Genomic DNA, 19,125 nt, shown 5'->3' with positions numbered 1-19,125 from the left:
TGTTGACTTCTGTCCCACGAGTCCCAAATGGGCCATGTTGATCCATGCGAGCGAAGTTGATCCACGCAGGGCCCGGGCGGAACCGGGTAGAGCCGGCCGGATCCATGCAGAGCCCGGCAGATCCACGCTGCTGCCGCGGGAGCGGTGTGCTCCCGCGGCAGCAGGGGGGTGCTCGGTGCTGACCGGGGTGCGCGGCCGGGGACGATGCGGTGGTATCAGCCGGCGGCGTCGACCTGGGCCTGGATGGCGTCCAGGGTGGTCTTGCCGTCGGACGTGGCGATCCCGCCGCCGTTGGCCTGCAGGGCATCCTGCAGGGCCGACCACTTCGGGTTGCCCTGCGGCAGGTAGCGGACCGTCGGGAGCGCGTCGTAGAACGGCTTGTTCGCCGGGGTCGCGGCCTGCTGCAGCTTGATCGCACCGGTCGTCACCGGTAGCAGACCCGTTGCTGCCGACCACTTGTTGTAGACGTCCGGCAGGTAGAAGTAGTCCAGGAAGGCCTTGGTGGCCGCCTTGCGGCTGGCATCCTTGTTGTTGAAGGCGAGGATGAAATCGGTGACGCCAAGAGCGACCGGGGTGGCACCGTCCTTGGACGGCACCGGGGCCAGGGCCCATTTGATGTTCGGGAACTTCTTGACCATGTCGGCGACCAGACCTGGCTGGGTCACGTACATCCCGAGCTTGCCCTGGTTGAACAGGTCGGCGACGTCCTGCCGGTTGGAGGAACCGGGGTTCGGCTGGGTGGCCTTGGCTTCGACGAAGGTCTTCATCTCGTTGAACGCGGCGATGTTCGCATCCGAGTTCGCCTTGATGCTGGTACCGGACAGCCAGTCACCCTTGTTGCCCCAGATCCAGAGACTGGACTCGACCTGGGCCTCTTCCTTGCCCATCGGCATGCCATAACCCGAGATCCCATTGCCCAGGGCGGCGATCTTCTTGCTGTCGGCGAGGAGTTCGTCCCAGGTCTTGGGGGCCGCGGTGATCTTGGCCTGGGCGAACAGGGCCGTGTTGTAGAGCATGATGCGAGCGGAGGCGATGTCCGGTGCAGCCCACTGGGTACCGTCGGTGCCCTTGCCGTTCGCGGCCAGACTCGGCACGATGGTGGCGAACGTGGCCGGCGACATCACGTCGGTGATCGGGTACAGCAGCTTGGCCTTCGCCGAGTCCGCGAAGTTGTTGTCGTTTAGGATGTCCGGCGTGTCGTTGCCCTGGATGCGGGTCTGCACCACGTCGGTGAATCCGGTCCAGGAGGCGATCTGCAGCTTGACGGTCACGTTGGGGTACTTGGCGTTGTACCCCTTGATGATCGCTTCCCAGTCCGACTTCGACGTGTCCGTGTAGCTGGGAGCCAGGATGCTGATCGTGGTCTTGAGGCCGGCGTCGCCGGCCGGACCGCTACCCCCCGCCGACGCGGCCACGGATGACGGGGCCACCGATGATGCCGCGGCCGACGATCCGGCCGGGGCCGACGAGGCGGCCGGGGCCGGACTCGAGGACGACGACGCTGCCGCCGACGCGCTCGAAGCCGCCGGCGCGGTCGACGAGCTCGACCCGCAGGCCGCCAGGGCCAGGCCGCCGACCAGTGTGACGGCGACCAGCTTAATGGACTTCCTCACAGCACCTCCATGTTGTCTGGGTCGTCCAGCGCTCTGCGGCGCTCCTCGACGCCGGGAACTTGCGTGGCGCCCGGTCGAACTGCTCTGGGTCTGAATTGATACAGAAGATCTGGATCTGAATTGATGCAGAAGTCTGATCGTAATGTGCTTGAAACACGCAATCTCAATCACATAGTTGCAGCATGTTGCATGAGCGTCCCGTCGTCAAGACCTGTTCGGGTGCTGTGACCGAAGCGTTGCGAGGAACGACCCGTCAGGTCAAGTCGGACACCGGGGCGATGCAGTGCCCGCGTTCGCGTCCGCACGGATTGCGTCCGCGTCCGCACGGCCTGCGTCCCCATCCGCACGGACGGCGTCCCCATGGGCACGGATGGAGGCGGGGCAGCGGGCCCGGCCCGTACCATGCTCGGGTGAGCCTGCATCTGTACGACACGGCGACCCGCGCGGTGCGGCCCTTCGAGCCACTGCGACCGGGCGTGGTGTCGTTGTACAACTGCGGCGCAACGGTGCAGTGGTACCCGCACATCGGCCACCTGCGCGGTGCCGGCGTCGTCTACGACGTGCTGAGGCGCTGGCTCGCCCACTCGGGCTACGAGGTCGTCCACGTCCGGAACGTCACGGACATCGACGACAAGATCCTGTCCAAGGCCGCCGAGGCCGGTCGCCAGTGGTGGGAGTGGGCCACGACGCACGAGCGTGCGTTCTCGGACGCCTACGACACCCTCGGCTGCCTGCGACCCTCCATCGAGCCACGGGCCACCGGTCACATCCCGCAGATCATCGGGATGATCGCGGAGCTGATCGAGGCGGGCAAGGCCTACAGCGCGGCCGGTGACGTGTACTTCGCGGTGCGCTCCGACGCCGACTACGGCTTCCTGTCGGGCCAGCGGCTGGGCGAGATGCAGCAGGGCGAGAGCGAGGGCGCCGGGAAGAAGGACGCCGCTGACTTCACGATGTGGAAGGCGGCCAAACCCGGCGAACCGTTCTGGGAGTCGCCGTGGGGCCCCGGACGCCCCGGCTGGCACATCGAGTGCTCGGCGATGGCGCGCAACTATCTCGGCGCCGACTTCGACATCCACGGCGGCGGACTGGATCTGATCTTTCCGCACCACGAGAACGAGGCCGCGCAGTCCCACGGCGTCGGTGACGGGTTCGCCCGCTACTGGATGCATTCGCACTGGGTGACGATGTCCGGCGAGAAGATGTCCAAATCGCTCGGCAACGTGCTCTCCCTGCCGGCCATCACCGAGCACACGAAGCCGATCGCGCTGCGGTACTACCTGCTCAGCGTCCACTACCGGTCCTCGATCGAGTACTCCCGCAAGGCCCTGGACGATGCGGCCAAAGCGCTCGCCGGCATCGAGGGATTCCTCCAGCGGGTGGCCGACCGGGTCGGCAAGGTGGGCCACGGCGACCTGCCGCCGGCTTTTGTCGAGGCGATGGACGACGACCTCGGTGTGCCGCGGGCTCTTGCGGTCGTCCACGACCGGGTCCGGGTCGGCAACGCCGCCCTCGCGGCCGGGGATCATGGCGCCGCACTGACCGAGGCTGCACAGATCCGCGGCATGCTGGCGGTGCTGGGGCTCGACCCGTTCGAGGCCCCCTGGGTGAATGCGGGCAGCGACGATGGTCTGCACGCGGCCACCGACAAGCTGATCGCCCAGTTGCTCGCCGACCGGGCGACCGCCCGCGCCGCCAAGGACTTCGCCACCGCAGACTCCATCCGGAACGCGCTGGCCCAGGCCGGTTTTGCGATCGAGGACACGGTCGACGGTCCGATCTGGTCGGTCACCAACCCCTAGTCACGGCCGGGCCCGGTTCCGCGAACTGCGGCCCCGGTGCGCCCGTCGCCACAGGAATCCAGCAGTACCCACGCAGCCAGTACCCATGGAACGAAGAGAAGAGGTGACGCCGACATGGCCGGAAATTCCCAGCGTCGCGGGGCGGTCCGCAAAACAGGGACGAAGAAGGGTGCCGTCGTCGGCTCCGGAGGTCAGTCGCGCCGGGCCATCAAGCCCAGGGGGGCCACGCCGCCCGCCGCGGAGCGCACCGGTCACCCGGCTGCTCGAAAGGCCGCCGCGGCTGCGCGCCGTGAGGCCGGCCCGCAGGGTCGTGCGCAGCGCAAGGACCGGGGTGACCTGCCGGAGACGGTGGTCGGACGCAACCCGGTCGTCGAAGCCCTCCGAGCCGGCGTCCCGGCGATGGCACTCTATGTGGCGCAGGGTATCTCGGTTGACGAGCGAACGGCGGAGGCGGTCGCCCTAGCGGGCAACAAGGGCATCGCCCTGCTGGACATCTCGCGTCCGGAGATGGATCGCCTGACGGGCAACGCCATCCACCAGGGACTGGCACTGCAGGTGCCGCCCTACGACTACGCCCACCCGGACGATCTCCTGGCCCGGGCCAAGGACTCCGGTCGGCCCGCCCTGATCATCGCGGTGGACGGGGTCACCGATCCTCGGAACCTCGGCGCGATCATCCGTTCGGCTGCGGCGTTCGGCGCGCACGGAGTGCTCATCCCCGAACGCCGCTCGGCCGGCGTCACGGCCTCGGCGTGGCGCACCTCCGCCGGGACCGCGGCCCGGATCAGGGTGGCCCGCTGCACCAATCTGGTCCGCACCCTGAAGGACTACGCCGCTGCGGGACTGATGATCGCCGGCCTCGACGCGGACGGCACGGTGGACACCGACGACTTCGACCTGGCCACCGGACCCCTGGTGCTGGTGATCGGCTCCGAGGGTCGGGGGCTCGCCCGGCTCACCCGCACCGTCTGCGACGTCACCGTCTCCATCCCGATGGCGCGCACGGTGGAATCGCTGAACGCCTCGGTGGCGACCGGTGTGGTGCTGGCGGAGGTCGCTCGCCGCCGCCGGGCGCTGGAACCCACGGTGGCACCCCGCAGCGGTCACCAGCGGTAGCAACCCGCGGGGACCTGCCCGGCCGGTCGGGCCGTCAGGTGGTCGGGCGGTCAGGTGGTCAGGGCCGCGATCGCCCGGTCGAGGGTGGCCTGGTCGGTGGTGCGGCGGAGCAGAGCGGCAGCCCCGCCGAGCTCGGTCAGGTGCGCCAACGTGGCCCGGATCGCTGACTCCGGTGCGTCGCCGATGCCGGGCGGGATCGTCGACGGGTCGCGTCTGCGCTCCGGGCTGACCTGCCCGGTCAGCTGGGCGATCACGGCCGGCACCGCAGCGTTGGTGAGCAGGAAATCCGCGACGATGACTTCGTGGTCCGTGCCGATCAGGTCGAGCAACAACGCCACGGTCGTGCCGGTCCTGTCCTTCCCGGCTGCGCAGTGCACCAGCACCGGCCCACCGTCGGCGACGGCGGCGACGAACTCCCCGAGCCGGGTCCCGGCCCGGTCCAGGATGGCCCGGTAGAAGTCGGCCAGGATCCGGTGCCCCTCCGGTACCGAGTCCGAGTGCAGCCGCGCCCCACGTGGTGGCGCGCCCTCGTCGGCCGACGGCAGGATCTGGTCGGCGACCGGCACCCTGACGATCCGGACGCCCAAGGCCTCGACCGGCGCCCAGTCCGGAGGCACCTGCTCGTGGGGTTCGCGCAGGTCGACGATGGTGCGGATGCCCGCGTCCTGCACGACGGCCAGGTCGTCCTCGTCCAGGTAGTAGGGCTGCGCGGCCCGGAAGAGGCGACCGGGCACCAGCGGACCGGGGCCCGCCGTCGCAACATCCCGAAAGTTCAACAACGCCATTGCTTCTCCTGACGAGCGGCCGATCACATCCGCGGTCCAGTAGACCCTGCCCGATCCGGCGGGGCTGCGGCGGGGTCCTGCGGTGGCCGCCGCCGAGAGGTCACCGCCAGGTCGGCAGGCGGGTCTTGGTCCGGGTCGGTCCCCTTCCCGGACACCTGCAGAATCTCACGTTTTGTATGCAGTCGTTGACAATGGGTTAGATTGCCCCTTATGTTCCCTGTGACCATTCGTTGCACATTGCGACATCTTGTCTGAATCCGGGAGCCAATTCGTGTCCATGGGGATCGACCTGGCGGCCGGTGACGACGCCAGCCTGCAGTTCGGCAACTGGGCGGCGGACGGCCAATCGATCCCGCTGGTGCTGAATCAGGGCGGAACCCACACCACCGAGACGCTCACCGACGTCACGGGCTGACGGCCGGGCGCCGCCCACCGGCCCCGGCCGGGCGGCAGCAACCCGCGCCGGTAGACGGCGGTGATGGCACCCGCCTGAACCTTTCCGCCCGGCCCGCTTCGCGCATCGCCACCACACTCGACCCTGTCGCCAAGGTCTCGCCGGCCGCAGCCGGTGACTGCAGGGGCCGTGCCGGTCCGCGTCACCGATCGCCTCCCGCGTGGTTTACGATATGAGAACGATTATCAAATGCAGTCACGCAGCAGGAGACGCACCATGAAACGCAACTTCACCAGGGTCGGGCTCGGGGTGCTGTTGGCGGCGACCACCGCGCTCGCCGCCTGCGGCTCGTCCAACCCGTCGTCCGCATCGTCGGGGACCGTCGCGGTCGTCGCCTCCACCGACGTGTGGGGGAGCATCGTCTCGGCCATCGGTGGGGACAAGGTCACCGTCACCTCGATCATCTCCGATCCGTCGGCCGACCCCCATTCCTACGAAGCGAGCGCCCAGAACCAGCTGGCCATCTCCAAGGCCAGGCTGATCGTCGAGAACGGTGGCGGCTACGACGATTTCGTCGACAGGATGATCAGCTCGGCGAGCGCCAAGGGCACCGTGCTGAACGCGGTCAAGATCTCCGGGCATGTCGCGACCGCAGGTCAGGAACTCAACGAGCACGTCTGGTACGACCTGCCGACGGCGCAGCAGGTTGCCCAGCAGATCGAGACGGCCCTGGCGGCGGCCGACCCGACCGACTCCGGTACCTTCGCCGCGAACACCAACACCTTCGTGTCCAAGGTGGCCGCACTGCAGCAGCGCGAGGCGGACATCAAGGCCAGGAGCGCGGGCGTCGGCGTGGCGATCACCGAACCGGTGCCCCTCTACATGATCACCGCCTCTGGCCTGGTCAACAAGACGCCGGCGGCGTTCAGCAAGGCCATCGAGGGCGCCAACGACGCACCGGCCGCCGTGGTCGCCCAGACGATGGCCCTGTTCACCGGCAAGCAGGTGAAGGCGCTGGTCTACAACGAGCAGACCACCGGCCCGCAGACCGACCGGGTGCTGGCGGCGGCCAAGGCCAACGGCATCGCGGTGGTGCCGGTGACCGAGACGCTGCCCAGCGGAACCGATTACCTCAGCTGGATGAGCATGAACCTGGATGCGATCGCCAAGGCGGTCGGCGCGTGACGCCGCGCGGGAGTTCGCGATGACCCCCGTCGTCGAACTGACCAGCGCGAGCCTGGGGTACGGCGCCAGGACGCTGTGGTCGGACCTCGACCTGACGGTGGAGGCCGGCCAGTTCGTCGCGGTGCTGGGCGCCAACGGCGCCGGCAAGACCAGCCTGCTCAAGGTGCTGCTCGGCGAGCAACATCTGGGCGCCGGGACCGCCCGCATCGCCGGGTCCCCGGTGCGGCGCGGCAGTGACGTCGTGGGCTACGTGCCACAGCGGGTCGGCATCGACCCGGGGACCATGGTCAAGGCCAGGGACGTTGTCCGAATGGGGCTGGACGGGCACCGTTGGGGCCTGCCGATCCTGTTCGGAGCGCGCCGGCGCGCGATGCGGGAAACGATCGACGAGATGCTGGCTGCGGTCGGCGCCACCGAATTCGCCGATGCGCCGGTGTCGATGTTGTCCGGCGGTGAATTGCAGCGCATCCGGATCGCCGAGGCGCTGGCGTGTGACCCCGCCCTGCTGATCTGCGACGAACCCCTTGCAGCGCTTGATCTTCGACATCAGCAGGAGGTAGCCGCCCTGATCGACCGGCGGCGCCGCGAGCACGGCACCGCCGTCATCTTCGTGACGCACGAGATCAACCCGATCCTGCAGTACGTGGACCAGGTGCTCTATCTGGCCGGTGGGCGGTTCCGGCTGGGTACGCCGCAGGAGGTGATGACGTCCGATTCGTTGTCCGCCCTGTACGACGCCCCCGTCGACGTGATCTCCGCGCACGGTCGGTTGGTGGTGGTCGCCGCCAACGACATGACGGCCGGACTGCACCAGTCGACGGACGACCACGGTGCGCACGGGACGCATGACCACGGTCGGCACGACCCGGCGGCAACTTCCGGGTGGTCGAGATGACTCCGAGCATCTGGGACCGGATGTTCGACTTCGCGAACTACGGCGAGCTGATCGCGCTGGAACGCAACTCCTTGATCGCTGGTGCCGTCCTCGGACTGGTCGGCGGTCTGATCGGCGTCTTCGTGATGTTGCGCGATCTCACCTTCGCCGTCCACGGGATCAGTGAGTTGTCCTTCGCCGGAGCGTCGTTGGCGCTGCTGCTCGGGGTCGACGTGGTGGCCGGGTCGGTCGTCGGAAGCCTGCTCGCCGCGCTCATCTTCGGCCTGCTGGGCGTCAGGGCGCGCGAGCGGTCCTCGGTGATCGGCGTGCTCATGCCGTTCGGCCTCGGTCTCGGCGTGCTGTTCCTCTCGCTGTACACGGGACGGTCGGCCAACAGGTTCGGTGCACTCCTCGGCCAGATCGTCGCCGTGGACAGTCCGCAACTGGTGTGGCTGTCGGTGATCTCGAGCATCGTGCTGATCTCGCTGGCCGTTCTGTGGCGTCCGTTGATGTTCGCGACGGTCGATCCCGAGATCGCCGCCGCCCGAGGCGTTCCGGTCCGGGCCCTGTCGCCGATCTTCATGATCGTCCTCGGCCTCACGGTGGCGATGTCGGTCCAGGTGGTCGGCGCGCTTCTCGTGCTGGCCCTGCTGGTGACGCCGGCTGCTGCGGCGATGCGGGTGACGGCCTCCGGCCTCTGGGTTCCGGTGCTGTCGATGATCTTTGCGGTGACGGCGGTGGTCGGAGGCATCCTGCTGGCGCTGGGGGCCAGCGTCCCGATCAGCCCCTACGTCACCACCGTCTCGTTTGCCATCTACTGCATCTGTCGGGTGATCGGGTCGGTCCTGTCGCGGCGGGGGTGGTCCCGCCGGCCGATGGCCGAACCTGCGGCTTCCGAGGCGTGAACCTGGCTCCCTACGAATCCGGGGAGCCGGCGGTTCGACGATCCAGTTCGGCACCCACCGCCCGGAGGTAGGCATCCACCTCGTCCCGGTCCCAGGTGCAGTGGTACACCTGCATCTCCGACAGATGGATGTCCTCGAACTGTTTCCTGACCATCTCCACTTCGCCCCGCAATGCTCGGGTGATCAAATCGACGACCGCAGCGACGGTGCCTTCGGCGTACCCGGGGCGGTTGAACCTGGGTCGACGAAACACCGGGTGGTACAACAGTTCCAGCGCAGCAGCCCGGTCGTGGTCGGCGGGCGCGATCGTTTCCGGGGCCTGGGCGACGTACTTCTCGACCTCGTCGTGCCGGTAGCCGCCGGCCATGCCCTGCAGCAGGCCGGGGTCCAAATCTGCCCTCGTCGGCGTGAACGCGTCCGGGTCGGTCCCGGTGGATCCCCCGGATGCCGCGACGCGGAGGTGGGCCCGGACCCGGACCCGGACCCGGGACACCAGGGCATCGACCTGATGCACTGCGTATCCGTGCCGGAAGTGGGCGACACCGGTGAAACTGCGGGGGTCGGTCCGCGAGCACGACGACCACGGTAGCCGAGACCGCCGCCCCGATTCCTCCGATTGCCGAGCGCGCTCTGCACCGGATCCCCACCGTGGTGCGGCATAGTGCTCGGCAAGGGGAAGGGGTCCACGTGGCCGTCATCGAGATCACCAATGCACACAAGACATATCGCCGATGGCGCAAGCCACCCGAGCGTGCCGTGCAGGGCCTGGACCTGACGGTCGAGGCCGGTGGGGTGTTCGGCTTCCTCGGTCCCAACGGCTCCGGCAAGACGACCACGATCCGACTGCTGCTGGGTCTGGTCCGCCCCGACTCCGGCAGCCTGCGGATGCTCGGTCGCTCCGTTCCGGCACAACTTCCGCTCGTGATGGGCCGGGTGGGAGCGTTGGTGGAGACGCCGCTGTTCTTTCCCAATTTCTCGGGTCGGGTAAATCTGGCCCTGCTGGCCCGTGCCTCCGACATTCCGAGGACCCGGATCGACGAGATGCTCGAACTGGTCGACCTCCGGGGCCGCGCCGACGACCGGGTCAAGGGGTACTCGCTGGGGATGAAGCAGCGGCTCGGCATTGCCGCGGCCCTGTTGAAGAACCCCGAACTTCTGATCCTGGACGAGCCGGGCAACGGTCTGGACGCCGCCGGGATCCGGGAGGTGCGCGAGTTGATCAAGCACCTGGGCACGATCGGCGTGACGGTGCTGCTGTCCTCGCATCAACTCGGGGAGGTGCAGCAGGTCTGCGACCGGGTGGCCATCATGTCCCACGGGCGGGTGATCGCTTCCGGGTCGGTGACGGAGTTGCTGGCCACCAGCACCACCGGTGACGTCCGGGTACGGCTGGCCGATCCCTCGACCGGGTCGGATGTGTTGCAGCGTGCGGGATTCACCGTCACGGTGCTGGAGGACGGCCTGCGGGTCGGCGGCGTCGGTGATCCGGCCCAGGTGACCAGGGTGCTCAGCGAGAGCGGCCTGTTCCTGCGTGAACTCAGTCCGATCGCCGCCGATCTGGAGAGTGTCTTCCTGGATCTGACCGCCGACGGTTCCGGGCTGACCGCCGGGACCACCGGAACACCCGGGCCTGCCCTCGACCCGGAACCGGTCGGCCGATGACGGCGACCCTGGCGGCCAGAGGCGACCGGACCGCAGTCCCCACCTTCGGGCGGTTGCTCGTCGTGGAGTTTCTACGGCTGGGTCTGCGGCGGTTCACCAAGGTCCTGCTCGTCCTCAGCGTGATCGGCTACCTGATCGCCGTCGCCTTCCTGTGGCAGACCCATTCCCGTGTCACCGCAGCCGATGTCGCCCAGGCCACCGCGCAGCGGGACCAGCAGATCACCCAGATCGCGCAGTCGACAGCCGAGTGCCTGAAGGTGGCGGGCAACACCGGTCAGCAGTGCGGCACCGTCCCGACCGCCGACCAGTTCCCGGTCGATCAATTCCTCTCGAACAACCCGTTCCGGCCAGCGCTCGTGCAGCCCTACGCGCTCGCGGTCGCGGCCGCGGTGGCACTGGCCGGGTTCATGCTGGCGGCCACCTTCGTCGGCGCGGAATGGTCCAGCAAGAACATAGTCGCCCTGCTGTTCTACGAGCCTCGCCGGCTGAGGTTGATGGGAGCCAAACTGCTGGCCGTGTCGGCCGTCGTGCTGGCGCTGTCCGTCGTGGCGCAGCTGCTCTGGGCGGTGACCGCCCGTCTGCTGCTCAGTTCTCGCGGCCTTGCCGTCTCCAGTCTCGGCGCAGAGGCCGCGCAGTTCTGGCCGGATGTGCTGCGCGTGCAGATCCGGGCGGCGTTGGTCGTCGTTCCGGTGGTGCTGATCGGCTTCGGATTGGCGAACCTGATCAAGAACACCGCTGCGGCGCTCGGGGTCGCGTTCGTGTACCTCGCGGTGGTGGAGAGCGTGCTGCGGGCGATCAGTCCGTCGCTCCAGCCCTACCAGTTCACCACCAGCCTGATCGCCTGGGTGAACAAGGGCGGGTTGACCGTCTTCGGCGACCAGGTCTACGACCAGAGGTCCGGATTCGTTCGGCCGCAGGAGATTCACGTGTCGAACCTGCACGGCGGGGTCACCATGATGATCTACGCGCTGGTGGTCGCAGCCGTGTCGATCGCGCTGTTCCGGCGCCGCGACATCGCCTGATCCGTCAGCCGTTCGGTCGTGACACCGGTCCCCGGACAGCACGACGGGCGGCCCGGAATCCCGGACCGCCCGTCGAACCCTGCGAGCGAGAGCTACTTGCCGAAGCTGACGGCGTCGGCCGGAACCGCGGCCGAACTGTCCAGCCGCAGGCCGGTGGACTTGTCGAAGACGTGGATGTGCAGCGAGTCGGTGACAGACGCCTTGATGACGCCACCCACCGACGGGTGGGTACGGGCCTCGGCCCGGACGACGAAGCGGTCACCCTGGGCGTTGGTGCCGTGCACGAAGGACTCCGCGCCCAGCTCCTCGACCACCGAGACGGTGATCGACATGCCCACGTCGGACAGGGTCAGGTTCTCCGGGCGGACACCCAGGACGACGTTCGAGATGCCCTTGCTCGAGGCTTCGGCCAGCTGTTCCCGGGTGAGGGGAACGATGATGTCGCCGAACTTGACGCCCTCGGGAGTCAGGGTCGAGTCGATCAGGTTCATCGACGGGGATCCGATGAAGCCCGCGACGAAGACGTTCTTCGGGCGGTCGTACAGCTCGCGGGGGGTGTCGCACTGCTGCAGGACGCCACCGGGGGCCAGCACCGCGACGCGGTGGCCCATCGTCATGGCCTCGACCTGGTCGTGCGTGACGTAGACGGTCGTGGTGCCGAGGCGGGCCTGCAGGCCGGCGATGTTGGCGCGGGTCTCGACCCGCAGCTTGGCGTCCAGGTTCGACAGCGGCTCGTCCATCAGGAAGACGGAGGGCTCGCGGACGATGGCCCGGCCCATGGCGACCCTCTGGCGCTGCCCACCGGACAGAGCCTTGGGCTTGCGGTCGAGGTACTTCTCCAGATCCAGCAGACCGGCGGCCTCGCGCACCTTGGCGGCGATCTCGGTCTTGTTGACGCCGCGGAGCTTGAGCGCGAAGCCCATGTTCTCGGCGACCGTCATGTGCGGGTACAGCGCGTAGGACTGGAAGACCATCGCGATGTCACGGTTCTTCGGGGGGACGTTGGTGACGTCGCGGCCACCGATGAGGATGCGTCCCTCGTTGATGTCCTCGAGGCCGGCCAGCATGCGCAGCGCGGTCGACTTGCCGGAGCCGGACGGGCCGACGAGGACGAGGAACTCGCCGTCGGCGATATCCAGCGTCAGCTTGTCGACGGCGCGCACGGGCGGGCTGCCTGGGTAGACACGGGAAGCTTCGTCGTACTTGACGTCTGCCATGGATCGTTCCTTCTTCCGTTCGGCCCGGCGCTCGCGGGCGGTCCGTTGGGTGGTGCAGGTGACGGGTGGTGCAGGTGAGCCACGGCCGGAAGTCCGGCCCGGTGGTCAAATCCACGGTAGCGGCTCGAGGACTGCGTGCAAAGCGATCTTGGTAAGCGCTTTCCGAGTGTCCGAATATTCACCCTTTTGGTCGAAGGCCACCGATTGTCCACCTGAATCGCCCTTCTGCGTCCAGGTGATGGGCCGGTGGAGGGCCCGGGATTGCCGACCGAACGGGCCGGGCGGCTAACGTGCTTGCATGGAACGCTCGTCGCGGTCGAGGCCTCCGGCCACCCTGGCCTCGCTCGCGGCCGAACTCGGCATCTCCCGGACCACGGTGTCCAATGCCTACAACCGTCCGGACCAGCTCTCGCCCCAGTTGCGCACCCGTGTGATGGACGCGGCGCGGCGGCTCGGATATCCGGGTCCCGACCCGGTGGCCCGCTCGTTGCGGACCCGCAAGGCGGGCGCGATCGGGCTCCTGCTGACCGAGCAGATCTCCTACGCCTTCCGGGATCCGGCCGCGGTCGCCTTCCTCGAGGGTCTGACGCTCGAGTGCGACCACGCCAGGGTCGGACTGCTCCTGGTGCCCGCCCGGCCGGACTCCGACGACACGATGGCCGTCTCCAGCGCCGCCGTCGACGGTTTCATCGCCTACTCGATGCCGGACGACGATCCCCACCTGGCGGCCGTGCTGGCCCGGCCGGTACCCGCCGTCATCTGCGATCAGCCCGCTGTCGAGGGCGCGGACCTCGTCGGCATCGACGACCGCGCGGCGGCCCGGGGGATCGCCGACCATCTGATCGCACTCGGTCACCGCAGGGTGGGGGTGATCTGCATGCGGCTCGGTCGGGCGAACCGTGACGGTGCAGTCGATCTCGCCCGTCAGCAGGCCGCCCACTATCACGTGCAACGGAACCGGCTGGCGGGTTTGCGCGACGGTTTCATCGCGGCCGGCGTCGCGTGGGACCGGATCCCGGTGGTCGAACGGTTCGAGCACTCGCTGGCCTCGGGTGCATCCGGTGCGGCCCAGGTCCTTTCGCTGGATCCGGGGATCACGGCACTGATCGCCACCTCGGACGTGCTCGCCCTCGGGGCGATGGACGAACTCGCCAGGCGGCGGCAGCGGGTACCCGACGACGTCTCGGTGGCCGGCTTCGACGGGATCAGGGCGGCGCTGGACGCCGGTCTGACCACCGTGGAACAACCCGTGGGGGAGAAGGGTCGACAGGCCGGACGCATGCTGCTGGATCCGGCGCGCAGCGCGCAGGGCCGGCGGGTCGTCCTGCCCACCACGTTCCTGCCCGGCATCACCACCGGCCCGCCGCGCCTGTAGCCGGGGCCGCTGGTGTGCCTGTCGCCGACGCACGCAGGGGGAGCCCGGCCGCGGGGCACTCGGGCAGGGGGAGCCCGGCAGCGGGCCGGACCGGGCGGGCGCAGCCGGGGCAGGGGAGTCAGGTGCGGGAAGCGTCCTTGGAGATCCGCCCGCGCCCACGACGGCGCGTCGCGTCCAGGACGTGGAGCAGGTCGGCGACCCTGGCCGGATCGGCGATGCGCACATCGGCCGCCGTGGCGCCGCTGCCGACCTTGACGCCGACGTCATCCGGGCCCAGCGCCAGGAAGGCGTTCTCGTCCGTGATGTCGTCGCCGATGAAGATGATTCCGGTGCAGTGGTTCTCGCGGGCCAGATGTTGCAGGGCCCGACCCTTGTCTGTGGCCACCACGGTCAGTTCCAGCACCATCTTGGCGCGCAGCAGATGAACGCCGGACCAGGTGGCCGGGTCCTGCTCGATCGCCTTGGTGACGGCCTTGGCGTCGTCCGGATCGGCCCCCCGCAGATGCACGGCCACACCGGTCGGCTTCGCCTCGAGGTTGACGCCGGCGTACTGGCTGGTGATGCTCTGCAGTGCCCGTCGCAGTGCGGACAGCCGGGTGGCCGCGGTGGCCGAGAGTTCGCTGCGCCCGGTGTGTTCGGGGTTCTGCGAACCGTCGGTGCTCATCGAGGACACCTCGGCGCCGTGGCTGCCCACCAACTGCATGTGGTCGGTCTCGCCGAGCAGCATCCGCAGGTCGGCAAGACCGCGACCGGAGACGACGGCCACCACGGTGCCCGGGATCGTGGACAGCGACCGCAGTGCCTCCAGGGCCTCCGGTAGCGCGCGCGCTGCGGCCGGGTCGTCCACGATCGGCGCGAGCGTGCCGTCGAAGTCGGTCCCGACCAGTAGCCTCTCTGTCTCGGAGATCTTGGTCAACGCTTCGAGAACCTCGGTGGGCAAACGGTTCCGGGCATCCGCGGAGTGATCCCGGGTCCCCTCCAGCGCCGACAGGAAGGCCTCCGCCCACCGGTCGACGTCGTGGGTGAGCACCTGACGGCGCAGTGACCGCATCTGGCGACGCGACGCGACCGAGGTCATGTTCAGTGCCGCGCGCAGGCCGTCCTTCACGCCGTCGGTGTCGTACGGATTGACCTGCAGCGCGGCGCGGAGTTCCCTTGCTGCGCCGGTGAACTCACTGAGCAGCAGGGTGCCGCCACCGTCGACCCGGCAGGCGACGTACTCCTTGGCGACCAGGTTCATCCCGTCCCGCAGCGGCGTCACCGTCATCACGTCGGCGGCGACGTAGAAGGCAGCCAGCTCCTCCCGGGGCAGCGACTGGTGCAGGTAGTGCACCGCGGGCCGCCCGATCCGGCCGAAATCGCCGTTCAGCGAACCGACCTGCCGCTCGATCCCCTCACGCATCCGGATGTAGGAGTGGAGGCGTTCGCGGCTGGGCGTCGCGATCTGGATCATCACCGCGTCGTCGACCGACGGGTCCTTCTCGGCCAGCAGTTCGCGGAAGGCGCGAAGCCGGACGTCGATACCCTTGGTGTAGTCGAGGCGGTCGACGCCGAGGATGATCTTGGCCGGGTTTCCCAGGTCGGCTCTCAGCTTCCTGGCCGCCTGGTGGACCTCCGGCGTCGCAGCGAGCGCCGATTGGGCGGCCGAATCGATCGAGATCGGAAACGCCCCGACCTTGATGTTGCGTCCGTCGTAGTTGAGCAGCCCGCCGCTGGTGGGCACGTCGAGCAGGGATTTGGCCAGCCGCACGAAGTTGCGGGTACCGCCGGGGAGCTGGAAGCCGATCAGGTCCGCGCCGAGCAGTCCGGCCATGATCTGGCGCCGCCAGGGGAGGCGGTTGAACAGCTCGGCCGGCGGAAACGGGATGTGCAGGAAGAAGCCGATCCGGACATCAGGGCGCAGCCGGCGCAGCATCTGCGGGACCAGCTGCAGCTGGTAGTCGTGGATCCAGACGGTGGCACCGGGGGCGGCCACCTCGGCGGCGCGCCGGGCGAACCGGTCGTTGACCGTCCGGTAGGCGTCCCACCAGGGGCGATGGAATTCCGAGGGGGCCACGGCATCGTGGTAGAGCGGCCACAGGGTGGCGTTGGAGAAGCCCTCGTAGTACTCGTCCACCTCGGTCGAGGTCAGCGAGATCGGCTCCAGCGTCAGGCCGTCGGTGGTCGTCGGTTCCAGTTCCGTGTCCGGACTTCCCGGCCAGCCGATCCACGCCCCCTCGCGGCGGGACAGGATGGGCGCGAGTGCGGTGACGAGGCCACCTGGTGCCTGCCGGGCCTTCGTGCTGCCGTCCGGCTGCTGCTCCAGATCGAACGGCAGGCGATTGGCCAGCACGACCATCGAGGCCTGGTTGGTCGAGGGCGCGTCCGGGGCCGGGTCCGACTGCGTCCGACCCTCGATCGAGGGCTCGGAGGTGATCGAATCTGTCCGGGGCACAAGGTCACCTTACGTGGGGGGACGGATGTGACCCGCGTGACACCGGTGACCCGGACCCGCCGGAGGCGATGGCCGGGGACGCGGTCGGGTCGTCAGTGGCCGAACGGGTCGGCATCACGCCCGGGGAGCCAGGAACGGCCAGGTTCTCCCCAGCCGTTCGCCTTGATCATCTTCCTGGCCGCCCGCGCGTTCCGGCCGACGAGTCGATCCAGGTAGAGCAGTCCATCCAGGTGATCGGTCTCGTGCTGGAGGCAGCGGGCGAAGAAGCCGGTCCCCTCGACCTCCACGGGTTGGCCCACGGCGTCGACACCGGTGACCTTGGCCCAATCGGCCCGGCCCGTCGGGAAGTTCTCCCCCGGAACGGACAGACAGCCCTCGTAGTCGTCGTCGGGATCCGGCATCGTCTCCGGCACCGGCGACGTCTCGATGGTCGGGTTCACGACGTAGCCTCGACGTCGCGTCCCGGAATCGTCCGGACAGTCGTAGATGAAGACCCGCCGGTCGTCGCCCACCTGGTTCGCGGCCAGCCCGGCGCCGTTGGCGGCGGTGTTGGTCTCGAAGAGGTCATCGACGAACGTCGCCAGGTCCTCGTCGAACACGGTGACGGGTGTCGTCGGCCGATGCAGAACAGGATCGCCGAGGATGACGATGGGGTGGATGGTCACCGCGCAATATTACGGGTGGGCCGACAAGGGGTTGATCTGTCTGTCGCCTCGGGCGGGCTCTTCCCGATTGATGTAGCCAATCCTTACCTGTCTTTGTGACGAGGCAGATCACCGGCGGCCCACGATCAAACCCCTGATCAGCTGCTCAGGGTTCGGAATCGGGTGATGGGGGTGTAGCGTCCTGGCCTAGATAGGTCAGCCTTACCAAATGAAGTGCCGTTCTGCCCCGCCCTGCAGGCTGCAGGCTGCAGTTCTGCAGGCCACTGCGCGGCGCCGAACACCGAACCCTGGAGGTCACGATGCTCGCCACCTTCGTCATCGGGCTGCGGGAGGGCCTCGAGGCGGCGTTGATCGTCGGCATCATCGCCGCGTTCCTGAAGCAGAACGGCCGCTCGGACGCGCTGCGCAGGATGTGGGCCGGCGTGGTCGTGGCGGTGGTGCTCTGCCTGGCCGTCGGAGTGGCGCTGCAGAGCGTGAACTCCGCACTGCCCCAGCGCCAGCAGGAGATGTTGGAATGCGTGGTCGCCGCCATCGCGGTGGTGATGGTGTCCTACATGGTGCTGTGGATGCGGGCGCATTCCCGCAGCCTCAAGGCCGACCTGCAGCAGGCCGCCGGTGGTGCGCTGGCCAGCGGTTCGGCCACCGCGCTGGTCGTGATGGCCTTCCTCGCGGTGTTCCGCGAAGGCTTCGAGACTGCCGTCTTCCTGCTGGCGGCCTTCCAGTCCGCGGTCTCCCCGGCGCAGGCCGCCACCGGTGCGTCGCTCGGGGTGCTGCTCGCGGTCGGGCTCGGCTACCTGATCTACCGCGGCGGCGTGAAGCTCGACCTGTCGAAGTTCTTCCGCATCACCGGGGTGGTGCTGGTGTTGGTGGCCGCCGGACTGGTGATGAGCACTCTGCGCGCCGCGTACGAGGCCGGCTGGCTGACCATCGGCCAGCAGCACGCTGTCTCGCTGTCGCTGATCGCGCGGCCCGGCACCGTCCAGGAATCGCTGCTGACCGGAGTGCTGGGCATCCGTTCCACCATGCCGGTCGTCGAGGTGGTCGCCTACCTCCTCTATCTGGTGCCGATGCTGGCCGTCGTGCTGTGGCCCGCCCGGCGCGCGCTGACCGGGCGCATCCTGGGCCGTGCGTTGGCCGGCACTGCGGCGCTCGCACCGGTGCTGGCGGCCGGACTCGTCGCGCTGGCGCCGTCCTCGCCTGCGAGCACATCGGCATCGCTGGCGGTCACCACGGTCACGACGGGTATCGATCCGGTCACCGGTGCGGACCTGGCCAAGGTCGGTGGAACCGGTGCCGTCAGCACGGCGCTGGCCGCCGGGAACGCCGCCGTGACGTTGGGCGGTGCTCTCACCGTTACCTCCCCGCTTCAGCTGTCCGGCCACGACGTGGTGGGTGGGCTCCCGGCCGCGCAGTACGTGGGCCGTCAGGTCACCCTGCCGGTCGATGCCGCCGGTGCCGGACTTCCGACCACGCTCACGCTCGCGCAGGTCGCCGCCCTGGGTGCCGGGCGACTGCCGATCGGGTTGTCCGCCAACGGCAGTGGGAATGTTCGGGTGAGCGCCTCCTATGCCGATTCCGTCACCCCGACGGTGACGATCGACCCGTCGACCGGCACCGTCGTCGACCTCTCCGTCACCTCGGTGCGGACCGTCGTGGTGACCGATCAGGCGGGTGAGCGCTTTCCCGCGGGCATCGTGCGGACCGTCGATTTCGCGACGACGCCGTACGCCGTGGCCGGTCAGATCGCAGCGGCCGCCGAGACCGGCGATCGGCGCGGAGATCATCAGGTCCTCGGACAGGTGATTCCCGGCCTGCTCAGCATCTTCGCCCTGATCCTGCTGGCGCTCGCGGCGCCGCATCTGATGCGTCGCAAACGAAAAATCGTGGCGCCGGTCCTCCCGACGGCGGTCGGCGAGCACGAGAGCCTGACCCCGCTGCCCTCGAGACCCGGCGGCCCCGGGTCCCGTTCGACCTGAGACTGCCTTCCCTGCAGTGATTTTCCTACACCGATTCCCCGCACTGATTGCCCCGCAGCGATTCCCCTGTCCCAGACCAAGGGCGTTGCCCTTCACCGAC

General features: G+C 68.8%; 16 protein-coding genes. 10 read left to right on the top strand and 6 right to left on the bottom strand.

Features of this window, described 5'->3' with window-relative positions:
* Window positions 1-215: 215 nt before the first annotated feature.
* Entirely contained in the window at window positions 216-1,613 is a 1,398-nt protein-coding gene (locus tag H7F38_RS25295; RefSeq protein ID WP_187092303.1) for an extracellular solute-binding protein, read from the bottom strand.
* A 410-nt stretch (window positions 1,614-2,023) separates the two neighbouring features.
* On the opposite strand from H7F38_RS25295, the gene cysS reads away from it, so the two are divergent.
* Both cysS and rlmB read left to right on the top strand, forming a co-directional pair.
* Complete coding sequence (gene cysS, locus H7F38_RS25290) at window positions 2,024-3,415, top strand: cysteine--tRNA ligase (protein ID WP_187092302.1); 1,392 nt, start codon at window positions 2,024-2,026, stop codon at window positions 3,413-3,415.
* Window positions 3,416-3,529: 114 nt separating this feature from the next.
* Window positions 3,530-4,531, top strand: coding sequence for a 23S rRNA (guanosine(2251)-2'-O)-methyltransferase RlmB (rlmB, locus tag H7F38_RS25285; RefSeq protein WP_187092301.1), 1,002 nt, complete (start codon window positions 3,530-3,532; stop codon window positions 4,529-4,531).
* Window positions 4,532-4,581: 50 nt separating this feature from the next.
* Here the strand turns inward: rlmB and H7F38_RS25280 are convergent, their stop codons facing one another.
* Window positions 4,582-5,316, bottom strand: a complete 735-nt coding sequence (locus H7F38_RS25280; RefSeq protein WP_187092300.1) for a tyrosine-protein phosphatase — start codon at window positions 5,314-5,316, stop codon at window positions 4,582-4,584.
* Between the two features lie 271 nt (window positions 5,317-5,587).
* On the opposite strand from H7F38_RS25280, the gene H7F38_RS25275 reads away from it, so the two are divergent.
* The 4 genes from H7F38_RS25275 to H7F38_RS25260 all read left to right on the top strand — a co-directional run bounded on the left by H7F38_RS25275 (window position 5,588) and on the right by H7F38_RS25260 (window position 8,674).
* A complete protein-coding gene (locus tag H7F38_RS25275; RefSeq protein WP_187092299.1) occupies window positions 5,588-5,731 on the top strand; it encodes a hypothetical protein in 144 nt (47 codons plus the stop codon).
* A gap of 255 nt (window positions 5,732-5,986) precedes the next feature.
* On the top strand, window positions 5,987-6,895 hold the full coding sequence (locus H7F38_RS25270) for a metal ABC transporter solute-binding protein, Zn/Mn family (protein WP_187092298.1): 909 nt from the start codon (window positions 5,987-5,989) through the stop codon (window positions 6,893-6,895).
* 19 nt (window positions 6,896-6,914) lie between these two features.
* Window positions 6,915-7,790, top strand: a complete 876-nt coding sequence (locus H7F38_RS25265) for a metal ABC transporter ATP-binding protein (protein WP_187092297.1) — start codon at window positions 6,915-6,917, stop codon at window positions 7,788-7,790.
* Complete coding sequence (locus tag H7F38_RS25260; protein WP_187092296.1) at window positions 7,787-8,674, top strand: metal ABC transporter permease; 888 nt, start codon at window positions 7,787-7,789, stop codon at window positions 8,672-8,674. The genes H7F38_RS25265 and H7F38_RS25260 overlap by 4 nt, the downstream gene beginning before the upstream one ends.
* Window positions 8,675-8,684: 10 nt before the next feature.
* On the opposite strand, the gene H7F38_RS25255 is transcribed toward H7F38_RS25260, so the two are convergent.
* Window positions 8,685-9,188, bottom strand: coding sequence for a hypothetical protein (locus H7F38_RS25255; RefSeq protein ID WP_187092295.1), 504 nt, complete (start codon window positions 9,186-9,188; stop codon window positions 8,685-8,687).
* A gap of 173 nt (window positions 9,189-9,361) precedes the next feature.
* Here H7F38_RS25255 and H7F38_RS25250 point away from each other — a divergent pair, with 173 nt between their 5' ends.
* Together H7F38_RS25250 and H7F38_RS25245 are read left to right on the top strand one after the other, a co-directional pair.
* A complete protein-coding gene (locus H7F38_RS25250; RefSeq protein WP_187092294.1) occupies window positions 9,362-10,336 on the top strand; it encodes an ABC transporter ATP-binding protein in 975 nt (324 codons plus the stop codon).
* Window positions 10,333-11,358 (top strand): ABC transporter permease subunit, encoded by a 1,026-nt coding sequence (locus H7F38_RS25245; protein ID WP_187092293.1) that lies wholly within the window; start codon window positions 10,333-10,335, stop codon window positions 11,356-11,358. Before H7F38_RS25250 ends, H7F38_RS25245 begins: the two co-directional genes overlap by 4 nt.
* A 92-nt stretch (window positions 11,359-11,450) precedes the next feature.
* Here the strand turns inward: H7F38_RS25245 and H7F38_RS25240 are convergent, their stop codons facing one another.
* On the bottom strand, window positions 11,451-12,575 hold the full coding sequence (locus tag H7F38_RS25240; RefSeq protein ID WP_187092292.1) for an ABC transporter ATP-binding protein: 1,125 nt from the start codon (window positions 12,573-12,575) through the stop codon (window positions 11,451-11,453).
* Window positions 12,576-12,873: 298 nt separating this feature from the next.
* Here H7F38_RS25240 and H7F38_RS25235 point away from each other — a divergent pair, with 298 nt between their 5' ends.
* Window positions 12,874-13,950 carry a LacI family DNA-binding transcriptional regulator gene (locus H7F38_RS25235; RefSeq protein WP_187092291.1) on the top strand — a complete coding sequence of 359 codons (1,077 nt, stop codon included), beginning with the start codon at window positions 12,874-12,876 and terminating at the stop codon, window positions 13,948-13,950.
* A 118-nt stretch (window positions 13,951-14,068) separates the two neighbouring features.
* On the opposite strand, the gene H7F38_RS25230 is transcribed toward H7F38_RS25235, so the two are convergent.
* Window positions 14,069-16,384, bottom strand: coding sequence for a bifunctional alpha,alpha-trehalose-phosphate synthase (UDP-forming)/trehalose-phosphatase (locus H7F38_RS25230; RefSeq protein WP_222618326.1), 2,316 nt, complete (start codon window positions 16,382-16,384; stop codon window positions 14,069-14,071).
* A 92-nt stretch (window positions 16,385-16,476) separates the two neighbouring features.
* Window positions 16,477-17,049, bottom strand: a complete 573-nt coding sequence (locus tag H7F38_RS25225) for a peptide deformylase (protein WP_187092290.1) — start codon at window positions 17,047-17,049, stop codon at window positions 16,477-16,479.
* 299 nt (window positions 17,050-17,348) lie between these two features.
* On the opposite strand from H7F38_RS25225, the gene efeU reads away from it, so the two are divergent.
* Complete coding sequence (gene efeU, locus H7F38_RS25220; protein WP_187092289.1) at window positions 17,349-19,025, top strand: iron uptake transporter permease EfeU; 1,677 nt, start codon at window positions 17,349-17,351, stop codon at window positions 19,023-19,025.
* Window positions 19,026-19,125 lie beyond the last annotated feature (100 nt).

The organism is Nakamurella sp. PAMC28650 (genome assembly GCF_014303395.1).
In the GTDB taxonomy this organism is placed as follows: Bacteria; Actinomycetota; Actinomycetes; order Mycobacteriales; family Nakamurellaceae; genus Nakamurella.
Note: the sequence above shows the minus strand (reverse complement) of the source record. Positions and strands in the feature narration are given on the sequence as shown.

Bases quoted from the DNA above. Each gene is read 5' to 3' on its own strand.
- H7F38_RS25280 (WP_187092300.1), bottom strand. From the start codon at position 5,316: ATGGCGTTGTTGAACTTTCGGGATGTTGCGACGGCGGGCCCCGGTCCG.
- H7F38_RS25260 (WP_187092296.1), top strand. From the start codon at position 7,787: ATGACTCCGAGCATCTGGGACCGGATGTTCGACTTCGCGAACTACGGC.
- rlmB (WP_187092301.1), top strand. From the start codon at position 3,530: ATGGCCGGAAATTCCCAGCGTCGCGGGGCGGTCCGCAAAACAGGGACG.
- H7F38_RS25245 (WP_187092293.1), top strand. From the start codon at position 10,333: ATGACGGCGACCCTGGCGGCCAGAGGCGACCGGACCGCAGTCCCCACC.
- H7F38_RS25235 (WP_187092291.1), top strand. From the start codon at position 12,874: ATGGAACGCTCGTCGCGGTCGAGGCCTCCGGCCACCCTGGCCTCGCTC.
- H7F38_RS25240 (WP_187092292.1), bottom strand. From the start codon at position 12,575: ATGGCAGACGTCAAGTACGACGAAGCTTCCCGTGTCTACCCAGGCAGC.
- H7F38_RS25270 (WP_187092298.1), top strand. From the start codon at position 5,987: ATGAAACGCAACTTCACCAGGGTCGGGCTCGGGGTGCTGTTGGCGGCG.
- H7F38_RS25265 (WP_187092297.1), top strand. From the start codon at position 6,915: ATGACCCCCGTCGTCGAACTGACCAGCGCGAGCCTGGGGTACGGCGCC.
- efeU (WP_187092289.1), top strand. From the start codon at position 17,349: ATGCTCGCCACCTTCGTCATCGGGCTGCGGGAGGGCCTCGAGGCGGCG.